A 20,627-nucleotide genomic window follows, 5' to 3' on the forward strand; every position below is an offset into this window, starting at 1 on the left:
AAATATAAGATTAAGATCGTATGATATGCTGCCTTGTTTCGCAGTACTTTCGCCTTTTCATCGTCAGATTTGGACAAGTCAAGATATATGGTAGTAGTACCCAAACAAGGTTGATAATTATATGTTTTACGAGACGTAAAGCAAAAAAAGAAAGAACATATGAGTGAGTCTCCTCGTTCTTTCTTTTTTATCACTGAACACGTGCTGTATTGACTTCAGATTCTTCTATATTTACTTTGTACAATTATTGAATAAATTTAGGATCTACTATACCTAAGCCACCGCCTTCAATTTCAATCTTCACTTTTGAAATACCTTCTAAATTAACATTAACCTTTACCTTTTCTTTTATCGATCCACTATCATAAATCAATTTATTATCTGCATAAATTTTCATATAACCTACCCCGAAAGAGCCCGCCGATAACTTTTTAACTGGTGCTAAATACGTTTCGAATCCTTTGTAATTTCCATTTGCTAAGTATTCAACTGTATGATCTTGTACAGCCCCTCCACCATGATATCCACCAAGTTGATAGGATCGTTCAAACTTTTCTCCGGTACTGATTACAATAGAGCTTGGGTTATGGAAGAAGTGATCCTCATCACTCCCAATAGGTTTTACATCTTTTAAAGCGACGAATTTTGGAACATCACCAATATAAACGGACTTTGATTTTCCATCCCATGTCACTTTTTTCCCTAATGATTCAGCAACAAAACGCATTGGCACATAAGTAGTACCTTCATAAATAAAGCCAGATTGACCCGCTTGTGGTTTTTTTTCAACCTTATCAAAATAGTAATTGATTGTATCCTGAAATACGCTAATCTTTTTCAAATTGCTAGCCGCTTCCTTTGTTGAGAGGTATGTAAATGTTAATCCTCCTAATATAAAAAAGCCTAAATAACTTGTTACTATAAGTAATTTTTTCATATAGTCACTCCTTAATATAAATAGTTATATGTAATTATACCAAAAATTACATACTATATTCCGATATATTGTTCAAATATTGATCGTAGTGGAATTAGAAGTAATTGATTTAATTAAAAGGGAGTAATAGGTCTTTGTTCAATCCTACAATCTATTTATACAATTTTTATTACCCTTGTTTTAATCCCAAAAGCAGCAAGATTTATTTACGATAGGCACGTCTTTCAGCATATTCAACACATAGATAACATACCTTAATTTTTTCAGTTCTTTCATTCCGGTAATTTCTTAAATCAGCTGCTTTTCGTTTACAAAAATAACAAGCATTTTTAGGAGGTTTCGGAGTACTAGTTATTAATTAATATCGACTTCATTAAGGTTCTCCAATTCAAATATACTGTTTTAAATTTTAGTATAAATATTTCTTTTATTGTTAAATTACACCTTTTTAATTCCGTTTTTATTCTACCATATTCTTTAAGTGTTTTTAATCATACTCAATTAAATTCTAAACCTCAAAACATAGCATACTTAAATAACTGTCCGATTCTATTGCCATATACAAACCCCACATTCAAGGGGTTTGTATATGGCAATAAGACAGCTTTAATATTAATAAGTTCATGAAGAAATGTACTTAAACGAACGCAGGCATAAGTTTAACAAGACAAAACTTTTTAGACCCTCATTCGCATGTTTCGAAAGATGAGTTATCTTCGCATCAAGGGGAAAAATACTATTTTGTCTGATCATCTTAAAAGGCCTATTCCACACTTTTTAACGATTCAATCATATTGATTTTCGTAACTTTTCTTCTAAGAAGTAAATTAGAAACAATCGTCAGTAAGAATGCAAGCAATACAGAAACCAAAATGATTAAAATATTTAATTTATCAGGGATTTGCTGATGAGTACTTGATAGAGCCTTTACAATAATTTTATAAACATAACCACTGATTGGCAAAGCCACAATAACCGCGAATGAAGTTAATATGATGTTTTCCAAAAATATTAGTTTGTTTATTTTATTTTTTTGATAGCCTAGTACCTTAAGCGTTGCAAGCTCACTATTCCTTTCATAGATGTTTATGGAAGATATCGTATAGATAGCGCCAAAGGAAAGTATGATCGCACTTGTGATGAACATGATAAAAACAAAACTGTTTTGTTTCACAATGTATTGTGCTGATTTTTTCAAATCATTTTTATCAGCAATTGTATCTACATAACGATCTTGTTCAAAAAAGTTACGAACGTTCATAAGATCCGCCGCGCTATTTGCTTGAACTAAAAGCGAGGTTGGATTGTAGTCTATGTTAAAGCTCTTTAAGTACTCTGGTGTACTATAAAATGATGGATTCGAGTATTGTGTAGATATATTTAAAACTTTCATATCTACAGTAGTATTTTTAAGCTCTGGCGCTGTGAACTTTATTTTGATAAAATCCCCTTTTGAAATATGGTATTGATCCGCGTAAGATTTGGGTACAAGTAAACCGTTATTTTCTAAAGGGATGTTATCGTTCTTTTCATCAAAGAAATGAATGAGATTGTTATCTTCTTCAGTAACAATTAAAGTAGTATTTTCTTTTTCATTATCTTTGATGATTTCAATAGGAAAAGTCGATAAAAAATAACTTTCTTTCATACCAGGAGGTTGTTTTATCATATTAGGAGATGTACCGATCGTATAATCTACTTTTAGATCATACGTATAAACTTCTTCAATTTGATTAGCTACTTTTAGCAAGGATGCTTGAGTACCAAAAGCAGTAATCAGTAAAACCGTGCTAACAACAACACCAATTGAACTCGCTAAAGCCTTCTGTTTATTTAAAAATATATTTCTTAATATGAGTTTATTACTGTAGGAAATAGAACTCCAGAAGCCTGGAACTCTTTCTATCAATAGCTTTTTCATCTTCTTTGGCGGTTTAGGACGCATAGCTTGTGCTGCACGTTCTTTTAATATAGCTCTACCGCTTAAGTAACATGCTAGAACTCCAAAAGCACTTGAGAAAATAATCGGAGGAATGATTGAAAATAGAGAGAGTGAGAATTTAATGTCAGGTAAAGAATAGGCTCTCGCGCATGATGCCGTTACTAAAGGGATAAAAACAAAAGCGGCCATAACACAGCCAATGATTGAGCCTAGTATACTTGCAAGCACAGGGTATCCCATATAGTGAAGCATGATGTTGCTATTTTTCACACCTAAAGCCTTCATAATACCAACCTGAATTCTTTGAGAATCGATTGTCCTCGACATGACTAGAAAAAGGATAACCGCTTCAATCAAAAAGAGTACTAAAGGTATAACCTTACTCATTAAGTTATTATTATTTATCGTTTGATTGATTTTAGAATAATTCAAAGTCCGTTCCTTGTTTACTTGATCTAAATAACTAAGCTGTTTAGATTGTACCTCAATTGATTTGCCTAATTGTTCAATATCATACCCTTTTTTAGCATCAATGAGGACCTCATTATAATAAAAGCCATTTAAAATTTGAGGTAATGTCTCTTCGGCAATATAAGCTACCCCATAAGTTTTATGGTCTTGAATTTCGTTCTTTTTTGCATATTCTACATTCTCACCTAATCCACTAATTGTAAAATCAAAATTTTTGTCATTCGCCTTGATTGTGAATTGATCGCCAACACGATAATGATGTTCTTTTGCATAGTGAGAATCTAATAAAATCTCACCCTTGTTTAATGGGATATTCCCTTCAATGATAGTAGGCGTATTTATTTCATTGTTTTCAGGGATCGAATGAATTTTTAATGTAGTTTTGTAATCTTCAAAGGCTTGCGTTCCATCAAAGGTGTAACGTCCTTCAATTTTATGGATCCCTTCAATTTTACTCAAACGCGTCACATCATTTTTAGAAAGGTGACTGTAATACACATTTAAATCGCTTAAATGATGCTTTTGGAAGTAATCCTTCGTATAAGCACTTAGATTAGTGCTATACGTTACTAGTCCCGCATAGAAAAAAGCACCAACTGCGATAATAATTACTATGGCTAAAAATTGCCCCATAGATTGTTTGATGTCCCTCAATAATTTTAAAAACAATTTCATGTTTACCACTCAATCCCTTCAACACTTTGTTTTTCATTATTGATCGTGACGCTTTCGATGAATCCGCTTTTAACTTTAATAATTTTGTCTGCCATAGGAGCAATTGCTGAATTATGTGTGACCAAAACAACGCATTTCTTCGTTTCTCTGTTTAAATCTTGCAAAGTCTTTAATACGGACTTACCAGTTACATAATCTAAAGCGCCGGTTGGTTCATCACAAAGTAAAAGCAACGGATTTTTTGCAACCGCTCTAGCTATAGCAACTCTTTGCTGTTCGCCACCAGAAAGTTGTGAAGGGAAATTTTTGAGACGATTTTCTAATCCGACTTGATGTAAAATCTCCTTTGCATCCAGAGGGTGTTTACATACTTCAGTAGCAAATTCAACATTCTCGAGCGCGTTTAAATTCGGAATTAAGTTATAGAATTGAAAAACAAAACCAATTTTCTCACCACGATAGTCTGTTAACTTTTTGTCATTCAATCTTGTTATTTCTTGATTCCCAACAAATACTTGACCTGAGGTAGCCGTGTCCATACCACCAAGAATATTCAGAATCGTACTTTTACCCGCCCCACTTGCACCCAGTATAACGACAAATTCCCCTTCATAAATGGAAAAACCAACACCATCAAGAGCCTTGATTGGGACTTCTCCTATTTTGTATTCTTTCGTTACGTTTATAAATTCGATAAGCTTTTTCATTTATTTCATCCCTTCATATCGTTTTTGGTCAACGTCAAGTAACTCTAAAATAAACAACGATTGTCGTATATTTTAGAGTTACATTTTTTTACTTCACTTTTGTCGATACACGTTATCAAGAAGCCTTTGATCCTGGCAAAATAATAGAAATTTATATGCATTGCAAACGACTGTTTTTTGTAGCAGTTTCACCTGTATTGAACATGATGGTATTCCCTTCCTCACAGCTTCAAGATGTTTCCGTTGCGATTGCTGCTGCCATACCTCGGAATAAATTTTGCCTATAATCGACTGCCAGAAGGTATATCTTTCTAATAATATATAAGCTGGCTAAATTAAATATATACATGTTTGGAAAAAAATACATTTTAAAAAAACCATTAATCATTAATGAAGTTTTATTTATAGTAGACATAATAAAATTATCGATTAAAAAAATATAAATGCGAGCTACGAGAGATTGGGTACTATTTCACCTAGCATTTTGCTGCTCTAACTGTTCTTTCTTTAAATCGTCCATAAAAAAAGCCACTCCATTTGTGATTAGTTACGTCACACGAAGCGGTTGCCTTTTCATACACGAAGGAGATCGTTTTATTTTTCAGAAAAAATAGTCTATTCAGTTAATTACATGGTATACTTTTCCTTATTAAATAAGGAGGTACAAGTCCAATGGTAAAAAAATAAAAATGAGAAAATCTCAAATTATTTTATTTTTTAAAATACACATGTAGATTTTCTCTTTCATACAATGAATATGTAAAGTAGAGGAGAAATAACATGTTAAATAAATTAACTGACTACTCCCACAGCTAAAGCAGTAGGGTTCTTATATACTTAAGAGAAGCGTTACAAAGCTCTCCACAGATGGTATTGTCATGTCCTGTGTACAACATCTTTGATTTATCTTCTGTTCTATAAGACTTTCTTATTTACACAACCGATGTTGTGTTGGCAATAAGTTTTAACGAAGGCAGGTAGCTCTACCTACGGAGGAATATCCCTCACTTGATTTGTTTGATACCCATGCTAAGAGGGAATGTTTTCTTTACTTGTCTTAAGTCTTCTATATGTTGATTGTGTAACGCTAAAAAAGTAGTAAACGTTTTATTGCATAAGTCTTGATTAGTATTTTGTAAGTTTGGTTCACTATTCATCAGTAAAAACGCACTATATAAATCTCGTTGTACGAGATGACTGCCAATTTGACACCAACGTTGATGGAGTTTTTTCTTTTCATAACGATCTGTCACATGGTTATACTGACTGGCTCTAAAAGTGATCGTATTTACTTTCTGTATCGTTTGTTTTGTGTAACCTAACTTTTGATTGATAATTTCCACTAACATGGCCGGGGCATGATGCCCAATGCTTTTTCCAAAACGCTTTTTGGATTGGAATTTGCCTTGTATATTTGTTTTGGTTTCTTTTGTACGTCTTGCCAATCCTTTAAAATGCATGGTTTCGATGTACACTTCATCGCCGAGAGACAAGATTTTATTTGCCAACGCACCATGTGTTTCTTTGATGTAGGAAGCTTTCTTTCTATATAATTCTTTTAGTTGTTTTTTTGTTTTTTGATAGTTTTTACTAGATGTCCAACGGAGTTTGACGCCATGTTTTAAAGTATCATCCTTGTTGAAATTGTTAGGATTGGTACTTCTACGGCTTCTATCCAATTTGCGTAATAAACGTCTTTTTTGTTTCTCTAGTAAAGGTTCTTCTGGCGCAAGTTGTTGGATGAAAACGGTTTCTCCTGAAACAACCGCAATGGTAGAAGGACCAATGTCAATGCCTATTCGTTTTTGTTTTTGATAGGCATGCCGAAAGGCCCCTGTTGATGGAATTCTCTTTGCAGGAGGAATCCCATCCATCACAAGTTGTACGTAAAAAGTATGGTTGCCACGAATCATTTTTTTAACTAAACGACAATATTTAATAGTATGAAGAGCAAGGGATTCTTTTACAAACAAATCTTGTTTGCGAAAACGAACAGGAAGGGTTAATCCATTCCAATAGACCATATTCTCTTTAAATCGAATGCCTGCTTTATTCGATTTCCCTTCGACAGAACGAAGCATTCCGTAACGTTTAAAGTGTGCTTTGCTCCCTTTAAATAGAACATCTCGAGGCGATTTTCTGAGAAGTATTGCTATCTATATGTTTTTTATAGTTATGTTGATGCTTTTTAATATACGCATGCAGTTGATATTCACTTAATCCAAAAGATTGACGAATGTACTCTAATTCTTTTGCGGTCTGCTTCAATTCTTTTGAATCATTCAATTTTTTCGCTTTTTGGTAGCAACGTAATTGTTTTCGATAGTGTTTTGATTCTTGCATTAAAGTATATTGTTTTATTGCATTAGACAAAGTTGTGTTATAGAGTGTACGGACAATCTCAAAACGTTTTAATAGGATGTCCTTTTGCCATGTATCTAGAAGTAACTTGAGTTCTATAATAAAACAATCTTTCCTCCATTTCGTCATTACCCGCCACCCCTTTGTTTTTTGATTATTCACAATATATAATATAAACATATGTTCTATAAAGAAAAAAGCACTCCATTCCTCCCACCTCTGAAGAAGTGGGCTTCCTGAAGCTCACTTTTGTGAATGACCGTATTGTTCAATCCTATTAATTCAATAAATTAGTTGCCACTTCATCTAGTTGATGAGAGGGCTAAAAAATAACTCAGAAGTTCCTTCGAACTCCTGAGTTATTGTTTTTTATTTAGTTAAGGCCTTCATATCTGCCACGATCGTCTCAACTGGTACATCTGTAGTACCGTCATAATCCTTCACGACCATACCATCGGCATCCACTAAGTAGTAACTTGACATATGTACGACTTGGTCAGAATTCGGGTCGTTCTTTACTAATGAATTAAACGATTTCCTCGCAAACTGTTCAATATACTTTTGTTCATAGCCAGTTAATAGCTGCCATTTGCTTGCATCGGGCACTGAATACGTTTTCAAATAATTCGTTAAAACTTCTGGCTTATCAACCTCAGGATCAACACTAAAAGCTACAATTTGATAGTCTTCCAGACCTTTATCTTTAAGCGCCTTTTGAACCTCTGTCATGTTATACGTCATTGGTGGACAAATAGTATTACAATTAGTAAAGATGAACATCGCTAACCATGGCTTACCTTTTAAGTCATTTAGGCTAACCTTTTCATTATTTTGGTTTGTTACCGAAAAATCCTGTACTTCTACTTTCATTTCTGGTTCAAATTTATAGCTTCCACAAGCAGCAAGTATGCTACTTAATGTTAGTATCAATACGAGCATGACACTTTTCTTTTTCATTTATTTGCTCACTTCCCTTCCATTTACCATCGTAGTTAATTGTATAAATTAAAGTTGCTTAATACAAGATATGAGCTTATCATTTCACATTTTATATCCATTCTATGTATGTTATACAATTTTAGTATATTTAACCTCCTTTGCATTCCAGATAATTCACACTTTTTTTAAAAATTTTTCAAAGCTGTTTTTTACTATTTTGGTTATTTCCCAAGAGTTAAAACGTTTGTTATATAACAACATTTCATTACTTTCTATGCCCCTCCTCATCTGATGATGGAATAATAAACCACTTAAAAATTCTCTTTCACACTCAAATTTTCTACCACATTCAAAATTATCATTATTAAACTATTATAGGAATATTATTCTTATAGACAACACCATTCTCTTTCATGCGGTTTTTTTCTACTAAACCCTTATTATTTCTATGTTATTTCCGTATTCTAGAAATGATTAAAAATTATAAAAACTCAAAATTTAGTATTGCATTATAAGAATATACCCCATAAAATAAGTGAATATAACGGCGAATAGAAAAGAAATATGTCGTCTAAAACAGAAATATATCACTTTAGGGGGAATAATAATGGCAAATGTTTCTGAACACAAAAATATAGAATCAATTGATTATAATGCAATTGAAGCTATGGAATCGTTCAACAAGTTCGTAAAAAAGAAGAATACCTTCCTTTTCTCGATCACAGCAATTTTTTTATTACTTTATATTTTATTGCCTATCCTTGCTTTCCAACCTGTACTACAACAAAAATTCATCGGAAATATTACGGGAGTTTGGGTTTATTCAGCTGGATTATTCATTATGACAATTGTTCTTTGTACAGTATATGTAAAAAAAGCAGCTTCATTCGATAAGGCTGCCGCAGCAGTACTAGCTGAGTATCAGGCGAAAGGTGGAAAATAAATGAACTTAGTATCCGTTGGTTTCTTCTTAGCAATCGTTGGTTTAACACTAGTAGTAACATATATCGCAGCGAAGCGGACGTCTTCTGCATCTGATTTCTATACAGCTGGTGGAGGTCTTAAAGGTTGGCAAAACGGCTTTGCGATCGCTGGTGACTATTTATCAGCTGCTGCATTTCTAGGGGTGTCCGGAGCGATTGCATTAACTGGTTTCGATGGTTTCTTCTTCTCCGTAGGCTATGTAGTGGCTAACTTAGTTCTTCTTTATGTAATTGCAGAACCTATGCGTAACTTAGGTCGATATACTTTAGCAGATATGCTTACTGCCCGCTTTAATGAAAAACGCATTCGTGGCGTTGCGGCGTCTGGAACAATTATTATCGTCATTCTTTATATGATTGCACAATTAGTAGGTGCAGGTGCTCTTATTAAACTATTATTTGGTATTGAGTACTGGATTGCAGTTTTAATCGTAGGTGTCATGATGACTACTTATGTTTTATTCGGTGGAATGACAGCTACTTCTTGGGTCCAAATTATTAAAGCTAGCCTTCTTTTATTCGGGACAGGCGTATTAGCTACATTAGTATTAATTAAGTTTGATTTCTCTCTACTGAAAATGTTTGATACGATTGCCACAGATCATGGTGAGAAATTCCTTGTTCCAGGGATTAAATATACAAGTACAATCGATTCCGTTTCAATGATGATGGCACTTGTATTAGGGACATCTGGGTTACCACATATTTTAATGCGCTTCTTTACAGTGAAAGATGCTAAAACTGCGCGTTCTTCTATTTCATGGACAACTTGGATTACAGCTATTTTCTTCTCACTAACTATTTTCTTAGGCTTTGGTGCATTAAATTTTGTAGGGATCGATAAAATTCTTGCTGAAAGTAAAGCTGGTAACACTGCAGCCCCTCTACTTGCTAATTATTTGGGCGGTGATGTGTTAATGGCATTTATCGGTGCAGTAGCATTCGCAACAATTTTAGCGGTAGTTTCGGGCTTAGTTTTAACAGGAGCTTCTGCCATCTCTCACGATATTTATGGTGAAATCATTAAAGGTGGTAAATTAACAGAAAAGCAACAAGTTGTAGCAGCTCGTACTGGCTCTATTTCTATTGCTATTGTATCTATTATCCTTGCGTTATTTGCGCAAAACCTGAATGTATCATTTTTAGTATCCTTTGCATTTTGTATCGGTGCTTCAGCAAACTTACCAGTTATTCTTTACACAATTTACTGGAAAAAATTCAACTCAACGGGTGCAATAGCAGCGATGGTTACTGGTTTAGTATCTTGTTTAGTGTTAGGTGCTATGGGGCCAAATGTATGGAGTCCTGTTGAAGGTACAGCCATTTTTGTTGGTAATCCTCTCGTTCCATTAGCCGTTCCAGCGGTTATTACGATTCCGCTTGGCTTTATCGCAGGCTATTTAGGGTCCGTTCTTTCTTCTAGTAAAGTACCACAGGAAGAAGCAGAACGTATTTACAAGGAAATTCGCGTTAAAGCAAACACTGGTGTATCGGTTTCTGATATCTCTCACTGACCCATTCCTAACATCCAAATTATTGAAAAAATATCTATCAATCATCCTATCCATATTAATAAAAAAACTCGATTTTTCATCGAGTTTTTTTATGTTTTCTTTCGAAATATTTCCCAATTTACTTATCTAGCAATACTATTCTCTTTCAAAAAAAATGAGAAAAAAAATGATTTTCACTAATTAAACAGTGTTTATTTTTCAAAAAAAACCATTTCTTTTTCTAATTTTTTTCCATATTCCTCGCTCGGAAATCTAGAATTGACCTACCTCTGTATATTTATCAGAATTTTCTAAAACCCCTTTATTTCTTAGCTTTGTTACGTATATTCTCTTTCGAGACTTTTTTTCACGAAAATTATTTTTTCATAATTTTTCTGAAATGTATTGCAATTTTGTGAACTCTCTCATAAAATGAAGATGTGAATTCACTAATCTAGCAAAATCAAGTCTTTAAGCAGTAAAAATAAACACAAAATGGGGAATGTTAATGGGGAACAATAAAGCTAGCAAAAGTGTCGTGATTGACTATGACGCGATTGCAAATCAAGAATCATTTAAAGCGCTTGTTCGAAGGAAGAATTCATTTCTTTGGTTAATGACCGCGATCTTCTTAGCAGCATATATGTTGCTACCGGTTCTGACTTCGTACACGAAAATACTACACCAAAAGGCATTTGGGGAAATCACTTGGGTGTGGGTTTATTCAGCAGGACTTTTCATCATGACTTGGTCATTTTGTCATTTATATGTAGCAAAAGCGAATAGCTTTGATAAAGAAGCAAAGGCAATTATTGCTGAGTACGAGAATGGAGGTGGCAGCCGATGAATAACGGGATGAGTTTAACAGCCATATTCTTCTTCGTATCCATTGTAGGTTTAACATTAGTTATTACATGGTGGGCATCAAAACGAACTTCATCTGCAAGTGATTTCTACACTGCAGGCGGAGGGTTAACAGGCTGGCAAAATGGACTAGCCATCGCAGGTGACTACTTATCAGCAGCATCTTTCTTAGGAATCGCCGGTGCAGTTGCATTATTTGGATTTGATGGATTCTTCTTCTCTATCGGTTATTTAGTAGCTTACTTAGTGGTTCTATACATCGTCGCTGAGCCATTACGTAATCTTGGTAAATTCACATTAGCTGACATGATAACAGCACGTTTTGATAGCGCTAAAGTTCGTGCTACAGCAGCTTTAAGCACTATTACAATTGTATTATTCTACATGATTGCACAACTAGTTGGTGCAGGAGCACTTATTCAATTACTTTTAGGAATTGATTATTGGATTGCAGTTTTAATCGTTGGTTTTATGATGACGACATACGTACTATTCGGTGGTATGACTGCAACATCTTGGGTACAAATTATTAAGGCTTGTCTTTTAATGTTAGGTACAGTTATTATTTCATTCCTAGTATTAAAAGAATTCGGCTTTAGCATTGCAACGATGTTCAAAGAAATGGGAACTGCAACTGATAGCGGTGCAGCTTATTTGAATCCAGGTCTTAAATATACAAATGGTATTGATACTATTTCAATGTTAATCGCTTTAGTATTAGGTACAGCTGGTCTTCCACATATCCTAATGCGCTTCTTTACAGTAAAAGATGCGAAAACAGCTCGTTCATCAGTTATCTGGGCTACTTGGATTGTAGGTATCTTCTACATTCTTACAATCTTCTTAGGCTTCGGTGCAGCTAAATTCGTTGGTAAAGAAGATATTATTGCTGCAAACGCTGCTGGTAACATGGCGGCTCCACTTCTTGCGGAAGCACTTGGTGGCGACATTCTATTCTCATTCGTATGTGCGGTAGCATTCGCAACAATCTTAGCGGTAGTAGCTGGTCTTGTACTTTCTGGCGCATCTGCCCTATCACATGATATTTACGGTCAAATTATTAAAAAGGGCAAAATTACAGAAAAAGAGCAAGTACTTGCAGCTCGTATCGGTTCCATCACAATCGCTGTTATTTCAATCCTTTTAGCACTTGGTGCACAAACATTAAACGTAGCATTCTTAGTATCACTAGCATTCTGTATTGCAGGTTCAGCTAACTTACCTGTAATCATCTATACGATCTACTGGAAACGCTTTAATACAGCTGGTGCTATAACGGCAATGTTAACAGGTCTAATCTCTGCTTTAGCTCTTGTTGCTGTTTCACCAAATATTTGGAATCCAGTTGAAGGAAAAGCAATTTTCGTAGGTGATCCGTTAATTATGTTAACGAACCCAGCAATCATCTCTGTTCCACTTGGCTTCCTAGGCGGCTTCATCGGAACAATGCTTTCTAAGGAAAAAGATGATAAGAAATATCGTGAAGTCGATGTTAAAGCGAACACGGGTATTTCTGTGCAGGACGTATCTCACTAATAATACGACAACCGCCTCGTAAGTTAACACTTACGAGGTTTTACTTTTTCTTCCTTATTAGGTACTATATTTACAAACGACAGTTGGGGGTAAGAAAACATGACAAACTCAAATGCAAAAAAGAAACGTATGCATGTAAAGCGCACTAAAGGGAAGGACGTTGAAAAAAATCGTCAAACTTCCTCTTTCAGTACACATGAGCGTGTAACGAAAACGAAAAAAGAAAGCATTGAACAAAATTTTACAAAGCACAAAAAACACAACCACATTGAGGATTGTTAGTGGTTGTGTTTTGCTTGTAATGAGACATTTTGATGTTTAGAACTAATAAGTTTTGGAATAAAGTACAACGGATATAGTAATAGAAAAAGGTTTGGTATCCACCACGTAAGATCAAAATCAAGTTTTATTGTCCAAAAAGCAATCGCCTGTAATCCAGAACAACTTGTAAGTGTTAAAAATACTAAGGCAAAAGCTCTCCACTTTTCATTTTTTATTTTAAATAGACAGAGACTAATAAAACCAGTAACTGAAAATCAATTATGCCTCGCATAATTGCGTCTGGAATCGGCTTTGTGCTTGAACAAAGAACTCCTTTCCGATTCCGTGACATCCGCCGGAGGCTTTAACTTCTTTCAGCGGGTGTCCAAACACCCGCTGAAAGAAGTTAAAATATCTAGCGGGAAAAACGACCAATTCCATATTACTAATAATTCATTTTGATAATCCTTATATAAATACTCTTCTGGAATCAAATGAAAAAAAGTGACAAGCCAATACAGTATAAAAAAGAAGTCTGTACATAAAAATAGTATTTTTAAAGTTTTACTCATTTACAGCCCCCATTTAATTTTCTTCATGAACGTTACCATTAAGAATACCAAGCATAAGAATGTCCACCATTTCCTGCATAGTATCCTGAAGTGAAATCATATTTCTGCGTTTGAATGCATGATCCATCAATCTATAAAGCCCACCAATATCGACTTCTATAAATATCTCTTTATTAAATGAACGTATTTGATTTGCGACAATCCCTTCATCAATTAACGAAATAATGCCTGTCCATTGTTCTTGAATAAATTGATCAACTGTTTCCCATTGCTTTGGATAATAGCGTTGAAGCTCCTCTAAATACTGGAGCTGAGCAAATGTAAAATCAGCTGGAATTAATACAAGACATTTCTGTAGTTTTTCTAGAAGATTTAACGATGAATCATGCAGTATTTCATTTTCTTTCAACTTCAATTCATGGATTGTAAGATCAATCATGTCGTTGAGTAATTCTTCCTTTGATGGATAGTAACTATACAATGTTTTCGTGCTCATACCTAGTTGCTTTGCCAAATCCCCCATCGTAAATCGGAATCCTTTTCGTTCAGCTTCACTTATTGATTCTTTTAAAATTCTATCTTTCAACACGATCACCTGCTCTCTGGAAAATGAAAAAAGTTAGTTTAGAATGAAAATATTGTCAATTTAATGCTTCCACTTCGCTCAGCTATAGCGATTCGGGCGCTTTTACCGCGTTCAACTCTATCGAAAATTTGAAAAAACACAGCTGCTCTTTAAAAGAACAGCTGTGTTTTTTGTTATAAATTATAAAATATTGTCGTATTTCTTGTAATGATACGCGCCGCTTCCTCTGTTGTAAGCCCCTTTACCGAAGCAATAACCTCCATGGAATGATCCATCATCCATGGGGATGTTTGTCTATTGTTAAAAGTACCTTCGAATGGCCAAGGTCCATCTGTTTCTACCATCATTAGCTCGATTGGGTATTTTTTGATTAGATCTTGAATTTCAGTCTCATACGTACAATCAGGCGTCACAGAAATGAAATACCCATTATGAATCATCCGTTCAATCTCTTCCTCATCGCCTTTAAACCAATGAAAATGCGCTTTCTTTACATGATGTTTTTCTAGCAGGTCACAAACAATGGCAGCATCCTCATAAACAGCATGTAACACAATCGGTTTGTTTAATTCCTTTGCCAATACAATAAACCGTTCTAGCAACACCTCATACGCACGATCATCAATAGCCTTCTCCTGCCTCAAATAATAAGGCAACCCTACCTCGCCAATTGCCACCATGTCATGAGCGTGTTGACGTATCCAATCGAATAATGCCTCTTCCTCCGCATTACTAGGTAACGGTTGTTCAGGATGAAAGCCAAACGCCGCCTTTACTTTAGAATAGGCTTTCGACAGCTTCAACGTCTTTTCACATGACGGTAGATTCATGCTTACGGCAATGACATGTTCCGCTTCTTCTAGCAAAGGAGGTATGTCGTTTTTTTTATACTGATCTAAATGAATATGTGCATCAATCAACATTCGCCTCATCCTTTTCTTCTTTTAAATACGAGAATAATTGTTGCTTCAACGCCGTAAATGAAGCGGAATGGCGGATTTCTTCTTGTCGTGGCCTTGCAAAAGGTACGATTATTTCCTTTTTCATCGTCGCTGGTCGTTTTGTGAGTACAATAATACGATCAGCTAAAAACAGAGCTTCCTCAATATTATGTGTAACGAACAATATAGATTTTCTATATTTCTCCCAAATCGATAATAGCCACGCCTGCATTTCAAGCCTTGTAAACTCATCCAGTGCAGAAAATGGTTCATCTAAACATAAAATAGGTTTATTACTGACAATTGCACGAATAAACGATACCCGTTGTTGCATACCACCCGACAGTTCATTAGGAAATGCATTTACAAATGCTGCGAGCCCCACTTTATGTAACCATTCCTTCGCAACGTTGACATTAGGTTTTCCATGGAGCTCCTCAACCATCGTGACGTTTTCTATGATCGTCCGCCACGGTAATAAACATGGCTGCTGAGGCATATAGCCAATCGTTCCTCTTTTTTTCTGGATATCTGTGCCGTTTAATAAAATAGCACCTTTATCAATAGAAGAAACACCACCAATTAATTGAAAAAGTGTACTTTTCCCACTGCCAGACGGACCGATAATCGCCACAAATTCCCCGTCCTTCACCTCAAAAGATAAATTACGGATAACTGGAAGGGAATCAAAGGATTTATCAATGTTTTGAATGCTTAGCATAGTTTCCTCTCCCCTTCACAACAAGTTTTTCTAGTAATCGAATAGCACTAAATAATAATAAACTTAAAAATACGATGGCAAAAATCGCTACAAATACACGATCCGTTCGAAATGAAGATTGTGCCAATGTCATATAAACGCCAATCCCCATTTTCGCTCCTAACCATTCCGCAATAACAGCCCCCATAACGCTATAGGTAGCAGCAATCTTTATGCCTGAAAAAATTGCTGGATACGCATAAGGCCATTCTAACTTCCAAAAGGTTTGGGCTTTCGTTGCACCGATCATCTCAAAATAATGCTTTAGCTCAGGCGAAGTTTGACGAAAGCCGTCCATTGCCGAAATAACAATAGGGAAAAAGCACACGAGACAAATAATAATGAGCTTTGGCAATAAACCGAAGCCAAACCAAATGATTAATAATGGTGCTAGGACAAGTACCGGGACATTTTGCGACATAATGAGAATAGGATAAAATAGCTCCCTTATAAACGTAAAACGATGTAATAGCACCGCAACTGTTAGCCCACATAATATCCCGATAGCAAGACCAAGAAGTGCTAATTGGATCGTAGCTAAAGCATGCGGCACAAACATCTCATACGATTGAAAGCCCTCTTTCAAAATGGCACTCGGTGCAGGCAAAAGCCAATGTGGAATATCAGCAAAACGGACAATTAGTTCCCATATGAATAAGAGGAAGGCGATAAAAATTATCGTCCTTCCTTGTTTAACAGCCTGCTTCATCCCTTGTATTTCTCCGTTAGCGTATCCATTGTAATACCGGATGGCTGATATAAAATTTTCACTTGCGTAATGACATTGATTGCGCCAAGCTCGATCATCTTGGCATTCATTTTTTCAATAATTTGCAGCAAAGTCGTAAGCTCGCCTTCCATTGTCGTTTCTAATGGATGAACTTCATATTTCACCCCTGAAGTGTCGATCACTGCAATCGCTGCATCGACAAACGGGATCACATCTTCATATGTTTCAGTTTTCGGGATAATTTGTACACTTATTAAAGAGTTTGCCATATTACTTTGTCTCCTTTTTCGGTAAAAAGTCGTTTGTAAATGCTTGTTTTGCGTTAAATTCGCCCTCTAAAACTTTGTTATCGGCCATCCATTTCGCGTAGTTTTCCCAGACAGCTAATTTTTGCTCGCCCCATTGTGCAGCGTCGTCTTGATACTTATCTGCTAGCCATTCCTGACTTTTATGCACAAGGTTCTTATCTAAATCAGGTACCGCTTCTAGTAAACTATCAGCTGCCTCATTAGGGTGTTTTATTACATATTCATAGCCCTTTGCTGCAGCAGCGACAAAAGCTTTTACCGTCTCAGGATTATCCTGAATCATTTTTTCATTTGTAGCAAGCACAGGTGTGTAATAATCTAATTGCTCACTATAATCTGTTAAATAAAGCATGTTCAGCTTTTCGCCGCGAAGTTCTGCTTCAATACCTGTCCATGCATAATAAATCCACGCAAAATCAATATCTTTTTTCATCATAGTGAAGAAATCTAAATCGCCTGCATTGACGATATCTAACTTATTAATATCCGCATTTTTTGTTTGCATAAGTGATTGTAGTACAGCCTTTTCAAGCGGTGCACCCCAGCCACCGTAAGTTTTCCCTTCAAAATCCTTTGGTGACGTAATGCCTTTTGATGCGGTAGATGCGAAACCCGAAGTATTATGTTGTATAATCGCTGCAATCGATACTAATGGTACATCCTGCACACGCGCCTGTGTAATTCCTTCCTGATAGCTTACGCCAAACTGAGCCTTTCCTGATGCTACAAGCTGATCTGCACCCGTTTCGCCAGGTAATAAAATATCAACATCTAAACCTTGTTCCTTAAAGTAGCCAAGTTTTTCAGCTACATATAAACCTGTATGATTTGTGTTCGGTGTCCAATCAAGAACTACCGATACTTTTGTTAATCCTTTAGCATCCTTTTTAGCCTCTTTTTCGCTACAGCCCACTAATGTAAAAAGTGCAACCATTAGGACCAATAACCATTTTTTCATGCTGAATCCTCCAAGTAAGTAGTGTGAAAGTGTTCATAAATGAATGTCTTTACCAGAGGGAAACAAAAGTCTGAAAACATAAAAAACGCCTAGGATTCCTCCCAGACGTTTTACAATCAGTATCAAAAATTTTCTTTTTTGAATAGATGTTCCCTACGCTGGTACGAGCCAAATCAGGTTCAAAGGGTCAGCGTCTATCGGACACAATCTCAGCTGGCAACTACCAGCCCCCCTACATTCTTTCCATATGAACTTTTCGATGATTATTATACCCATATCAATCCGGAAATGACAAGGGTCTGTTTACAGATAGTGATGAATTATTATTAAGCTGCCTCATTTCTAATCATCTAACTGCTATGGCCCTTCATTGAGGTATTTCTGTTATAACTAGGTATAAAATTCAAAAAATTCTTTAAACACATTGACAATGGAAACATATTACAATAGAATTTGATTGACCAATCAATCATTTATTTTGGAAGGAGTATCTAAAATGGAAACTAAACTTACTAATGATGAGAAAAAGAAAAGAAAAAGATCTACTATCTTAAACGCTGCCATTAAATTATACAGTGATACTGGTTTTGCGGAGACAAAAGTTGCCGACATATCAAAAGAAGCTGGTGTTAGTTTTGGTACCGTATTTACGTATTTTGATTCAAAAGAAGCGCTTTATGAATCAGCTATTTTGGAGCCATTGAAGGAAATCAAACCTTATTTTATTGAAATAGGAGAACACTTTAAAGGTGAGCCTCTTGAAGTTGTGAAGGAAATGATAGATTGTCATGTACAACTTTTTTCAATGAAAAGTGAATACTTACGTCTCATTCAGCAGGTTCTTGCAAGACCTGATCGTTTCCCAAAACTTTTTAAAGAACTAGATGATTTCGTAAAAGTATTTATAAACAGTATTTATCCGGTTATTGAAGAAGGTCAAAGGCTTGGTTACTTTTATGAAGAATCACCTTCATTAATTGCTGAATCGTACTTATCCATCTTAAACGGAATGCGTTTAACATTTATTGATGAATATACAAACGTGATGCGGAAGGATATATCGAGACAAGCTCTAAGATTATTTGGGCCTATCAAAAATAACTAAGCCTTCTCCCCCTTTGCCCAGCCAGGACCTGTAGACAATATAGTATTAAATAGGAGTGATTATATGAAATTGAGAGATATCCATCCCAACATCAAACTTCGCCTAGTCATGCAATTTCTAGGCGGTCTTATTTCTATGGCTGTTATCCCTTTTCTGGCTATTTATTTTACTCAAAATATCGGAGCTACTAAAACGGCTATTATTCTTATAATAATTGTCATTAGTGGGGTCCTTGGAGGGTTTATCGGAGGGCATATTTCAGATAAAATTGGGCGAAAAAAAATAATGATTTATTCTGAGATTGGACTATTACTTTCGTATCTGTTTATAGCACTTTGTAATTCCCCTTGGTTTAACCTTCCTTATACTTCTGCAGCATTCTTCATCATTAATATGTTTTGTGGAGGCATGTTTCAGCCAGCTGCACAAGCTATGATGATTGATGTTACTAATTCTGAATCGAGAAAGCTCGTATTTACAATTAGCTACTGGTTAGGGAATTTATCAACTGCAATTGGTGGAATCGTTGGGGCATTTCTTTTTAAAAACTACTTATTTGAATTATTTATTGGGATCTCACTAGTCACTTTGTTATCTGTTTTTATGACTGTATTTTTCATCACAGAAACTTATTCACCAGAGCCTTCACCTAAGTCTTCTCATCATAAGAAAAAATCTTCATCCGTAGAAATGTTTCAAACTTATTCAACCGTTTTAAAAGATAAGCTATTTATGTTTTATATTTTAGGAGCAATCTTGATCTTTACCTTGGAACAGTCTTTATCAAACTATATTGGGATTCGTCTCGAAAAAGATATACCTCAACATTCAGCTTCTTTGTTTGGAATAGATTTCATTGTAGATGGCACAAAAATGCTTGGTTTTCTTCGAACAGAGAATACTATTCTTGTAGTTCTCCTCTCAAGTGCTGTATTATTCTTGTTAAAAAAATGCAGTGATCGCTGGACTCTTGTTACAGGTATGTTGATCTTTTCTATATGTTTTAGTATCTTTGCTTCTTCAAATAGCGTATTGATTCTTTTTATTGCCATGTTTATTGGAACAATTGGTGAGCTGATGTTTGTGCCCATTAAACAGGCGATGATAGGAGAACTTGCCCCTTCTAACGCTCGTAGCACCTATATGGCTTTTAATAGCTTAACTACCTATGGAGCAATGATTATAGCTTCGTTATTGATCATCGTTGGACAGTGGATTCCCCCTATATATATGAGCGGGTTGCTCCTTATTCTAGGATTAACTGGTACATTTTTGTACTACATAATAACAAAAACGCTATACGCTAAAGTTAGTGAAAGGGATGATAGAAAAGTACCTGTTTCTAATTAAGAGAAGCAACAAATACTGTGAAGCTAAATAGAGAAAGTCTTTCTAATCCCCTAAAGAACCTAAACGTTGCGGCCAAAGAAACCGATGCCTTTGCCGGTATTTTATTGGCTTGCTTCGATGAACTAGCCCTACAAAAATTTCGATGAAT

At 35.4% G+C, this 20,627-nt stretch carries 19 protein-coding genes, 1 pseudogene and 1 riboswitch; of the genes and pseudogenes, 7 read left to right on the top strand and 13 right to left on the bottom strand.

The window, feature by feature from the left end:
• Positions 1 to 244 precede the first annotated feature (244 nt).
• The 6 genes from AC3WSK_RS06965 to AC3WSK_RS06990 all read right to left on the bottom strand — a co-directional run bounded on the left by AC3WSK_RS06965 (position 245) and on the right by AC3WSK_RS06990 (position 8,050).
• On the bottom strand, positions 245 to 937 hold the full coding sequence (locus AC3WSK_RS06965) for a stalk domain-containing protein (protein WP_492413272.1): 693 nt from the start codon (positions 935 to 937) through the stop codon (positions 245 to 247).
• Positions 938 to 1,700: 763 nt separating this feature from the next.
• Positions 1,701 to 4,025 (bottom strand): ABC transporter permease, encoded by a 2,325-nt coding sequence (locus AC3WSK_RS06970; protein ID WP_492413274.1) that lies wholly within the window; start codon positions 4,023 to 4,025, stop codon positions 1,701 to 1,703.
• A gap of 2 nt (positions 4,026 to 4,027) precedes the next feature.
• On the bottom strand, positions 4,028 to 4,732 hold the full coding sequence (locus tag AC3WSK_RS06975; protein WP_079561865.1) for an ABC transporter ATP-binding protein: 705 nt from the start codon (positions 4,730 to 4,732) through the stop codon (positions 4,028 to 4,030).
• Positions 4,733 to 5,736: 1,004 nt separating this feature from the next.
• Positions 5,737 to 6,813, bottom strand: a complete 1,077-nt coding sequence (locus AC3WSK_RS06980) for a transposase (RefSeq protein ID WP_492413276.1) — start codon at positions 6,811 to 6,813, stop codon at positions 5,737 to 5,739.
• Positions 6,814 to 6,844: 31 nt separating this feature from the next.
• Positions 6,845 to 7,222, bottom strand: coding sequence for a hypothetical protein (locus AC3WSK_RS06985; protein ID WP_240518293.1), 378 nt, complete (start codon positions 7,220 to 7,222; stop codon positions 6,845 to 6,847).
• A gap of 240 nt (positions 7,223 to 7,462) precedes the next feature.
• Positions 7,463 to 8,050 (bottom strand): SCO family protein, encoded by a 588-nt coding sequence (locus AC3WSK_RS06990; protein WP_492413278.1) that lies wholly within the window; start codon positions 8,048 to 8,050, stop codon positions 7,463 to 7,465.
• Between the two features lie 589 nt (positions 8,051 to 8,639).
• Between AC3WSK_RS06990 and AC3WSK_RS06995 the strand changes: the two genes are divergently transcribed.
• The 5 genes from AC3WSK_RS06995 (at position 8,640) to brfA (ending at position 13,190) form a co-directional block, all read left to right on the top strand.
• Positions 8,640 to 8,975, top strand: a complete 336-nt coding sequence (locus tag AC3WSK_RS06995; RefSeq protein ID WP_079561867.1) for a DUF485 domain-containing protein — start codon at positions 8,640 to 8,642, stop codon at positions 8,973 to 8,975.
• On the top strand, positions 8,976 to 10,529 hold the full coding sequence (locus AC3WSK_RS07000; RefSeq protein ID WP_079561868.1) for a solute symporter family protein: 1,554 nt from the start codon (positions 8,976 to 8,978) through the stop codon (positions 10,527 to 10,529).
• 487 nt (positions 10,530 to 11,016) lie between these two features.
• Positions 11,017 to 11,355 carry a DUF485 domain-containing protein gene (locus AC3WSK_RS07005; RefSeq protein ID WP_079561869.1) on the top strand — a complete coding sequence of 113 codons (339 nt, stop codon included), beginning with the start codon at positions 11,017 to 11,019 and terminating at the stop codon, positions 11,353 to 11,355.
• Positions 11,356 to 11,363: 8 nt separating this feature from the next.
• The gene (locus tag AC3WSK_RS07010; protein ID WP_079561962.1) at positions 11,364 to 12,908 is read left to right on the top strand and encodes a solute symporter family protein; all 1,545 of its coding nucleotides are present in this window, start codon (positions 11,364 to 11,366) and stop codon (positions 12,906 to 12,908) included.
• Positions 12,909 to 13,007: 99 nt separating this feature from the next.
• Positions 13,008 to 13,190, top strand: coding sequence for a ribosome rescue factor BrfA (gene brfA / locus AC3WSK_RS07015; RefSeq protein ID WP_079561870.1), 183 nt, complete (start codon positions 13,008 to 13,010; stop codon positions 13,188 to 13,190).
• On the opposite strand, the pseudogene AC3WSK_RS07020 reads toward brfA, so the two are convergent.
• The 7 genes and pseudogenes from AC3WSK_RS07020 to AC3WSK_RS07050 form a co-directional block, all read right to left on the bottom strand.
• Positions 13,187 to 13,741: pseudogene (locus AC3WSK_RS07020) on the bottom strand (DUF5360 family protein). The gene brfA and the pseudogene AC3WSK_RS07020 overlap by 4 nt on opposite strands.
• Before the next feature lie 13 nt (positions 13,742 to 13,754).
• On the bottom strand, positions 13,755 to 14,327 hold the full coding sequence (locus AC3WSK_RS07025) for a TetR/AcrR family transcriptional regulator (protein ID WP_427483651.1): 573 nt from the start codon (positions 14,325 to 14,327) through the stop codon (positions 13,755 to 13,757).
• 173 nt (positions 14,328 to 14,500) lie between these two features.
• Positions 14,501 to 15,250 (bottom strand): TatD family hydrolase, encoded by a 750-nt coding sequence (locus AC3WSK_RS07030; RefSeq protein WP_492413282.1) that lies wholly within the window; start codon positions 15,248 to 15,250, stop codon positions 14,501 to 14,503.
• On the bottom strand, positions 15,240 to 15,989 hold the full coding sequence (locus tag AC3WSK_RS07035; RefSeq protein ID WP_427483649.1) for an ABC transporter ATP-binding protein: 750 nt from the start codon (positions 15,987 to 15,989) through the stop codon (positions 15,240 to 15,242). The genes AC3WSK_RS07030 and AC3WSK_RS07035 overlap by 11 nt, the downstream gene beginning before the upstream one ends.
• A complete protein-coding gene (locus tag AC3WSK_RS07040; RefSeq protein ID WP_427483648.1) occupies positions 15,967 to 16,737 on the bottom strand; it encodes an ABC transporter permease in 771 nt (256 codons plus the stop codon). Before AC3WSK_RS07040 ends, AC3WSK_RS07035 begins: the two co-directional genes overlap by 23 nt.
• On the bottom strand, positions 16,734 to 17,027 hold the full coding sequence (locus AC3WSK_RS07045) for a thiamine-binding protein (protein WP_427483647.1): 294 nt from the start codon (positions 17,025 to 17,027) through the stop codon (positions 16,734 to 16,736). The genes AC3WSK_RS07040 and AC3WSK_RS07045 overlap by 4 nt, the downstream gene beginning before the upstream one ends.
• 1 nt (position 17,028) lies before the next feature.
• The gene (locus AC3WSK_RS07050) at positions 17,029 to 18,024 is read right to left on the bottom strand and encodes an ABC transporter substrate-binding protein (RefSeq protein WP_492413285.1); all 996 of its coding nucleotides are present in this window, start codon (positions 18,022 to 18,024) and stop codon (positions 17,029 to 17,031) included.
• Positions 18,025 to 18,157: 133 nt separating this feature from the next.
• Positions 18,158 to 18,268: riboswitch (TPP riboswitch) on the bottom strand.
• Between the two features lie 252 nt (positions 18,269 to 18,520).
• Here AC3WSK_RS07050 and AC3WSK_RS07055 point away from each other — a divergent pair.
• Together AC3WSK_RS07055 and AC3WSK_RS07060 are read left to right on the top strand one after the other, a co-directional pair.
• Positions 18,521 to 19,129 (top strand): TetR/AcrR family transcriptional regulator, encoded by a 609-nt coding sequence (locus AC3WSK_RS07055; RefSeq protein ID WP_492413287.1) that lies wholly within the window; start codon positions 18,521 to 18,523, stop codon positions 19,127 to 19,129.
• Positions 19,130 to 19,192: 63 nt separating this feature from the next.
• On the top strand, positions 19,193 to 20,479 hold the full coding sequence (locus AC3WSK_RS07060) for an MFS transporter (RefSeq protein WP_427483644.1): 1,287 nt from the start codon (positions 19,193 to 19,195) through the stop codon (positions 20,477 to 20,479).
• Positions 20,480 to 20,627 lie beyond the last annotated feature (148 nt).

The sequence above is a fragment of the Lysinibacillus sp. EB271-A1-10B genome (assembly GCF_058791335.1).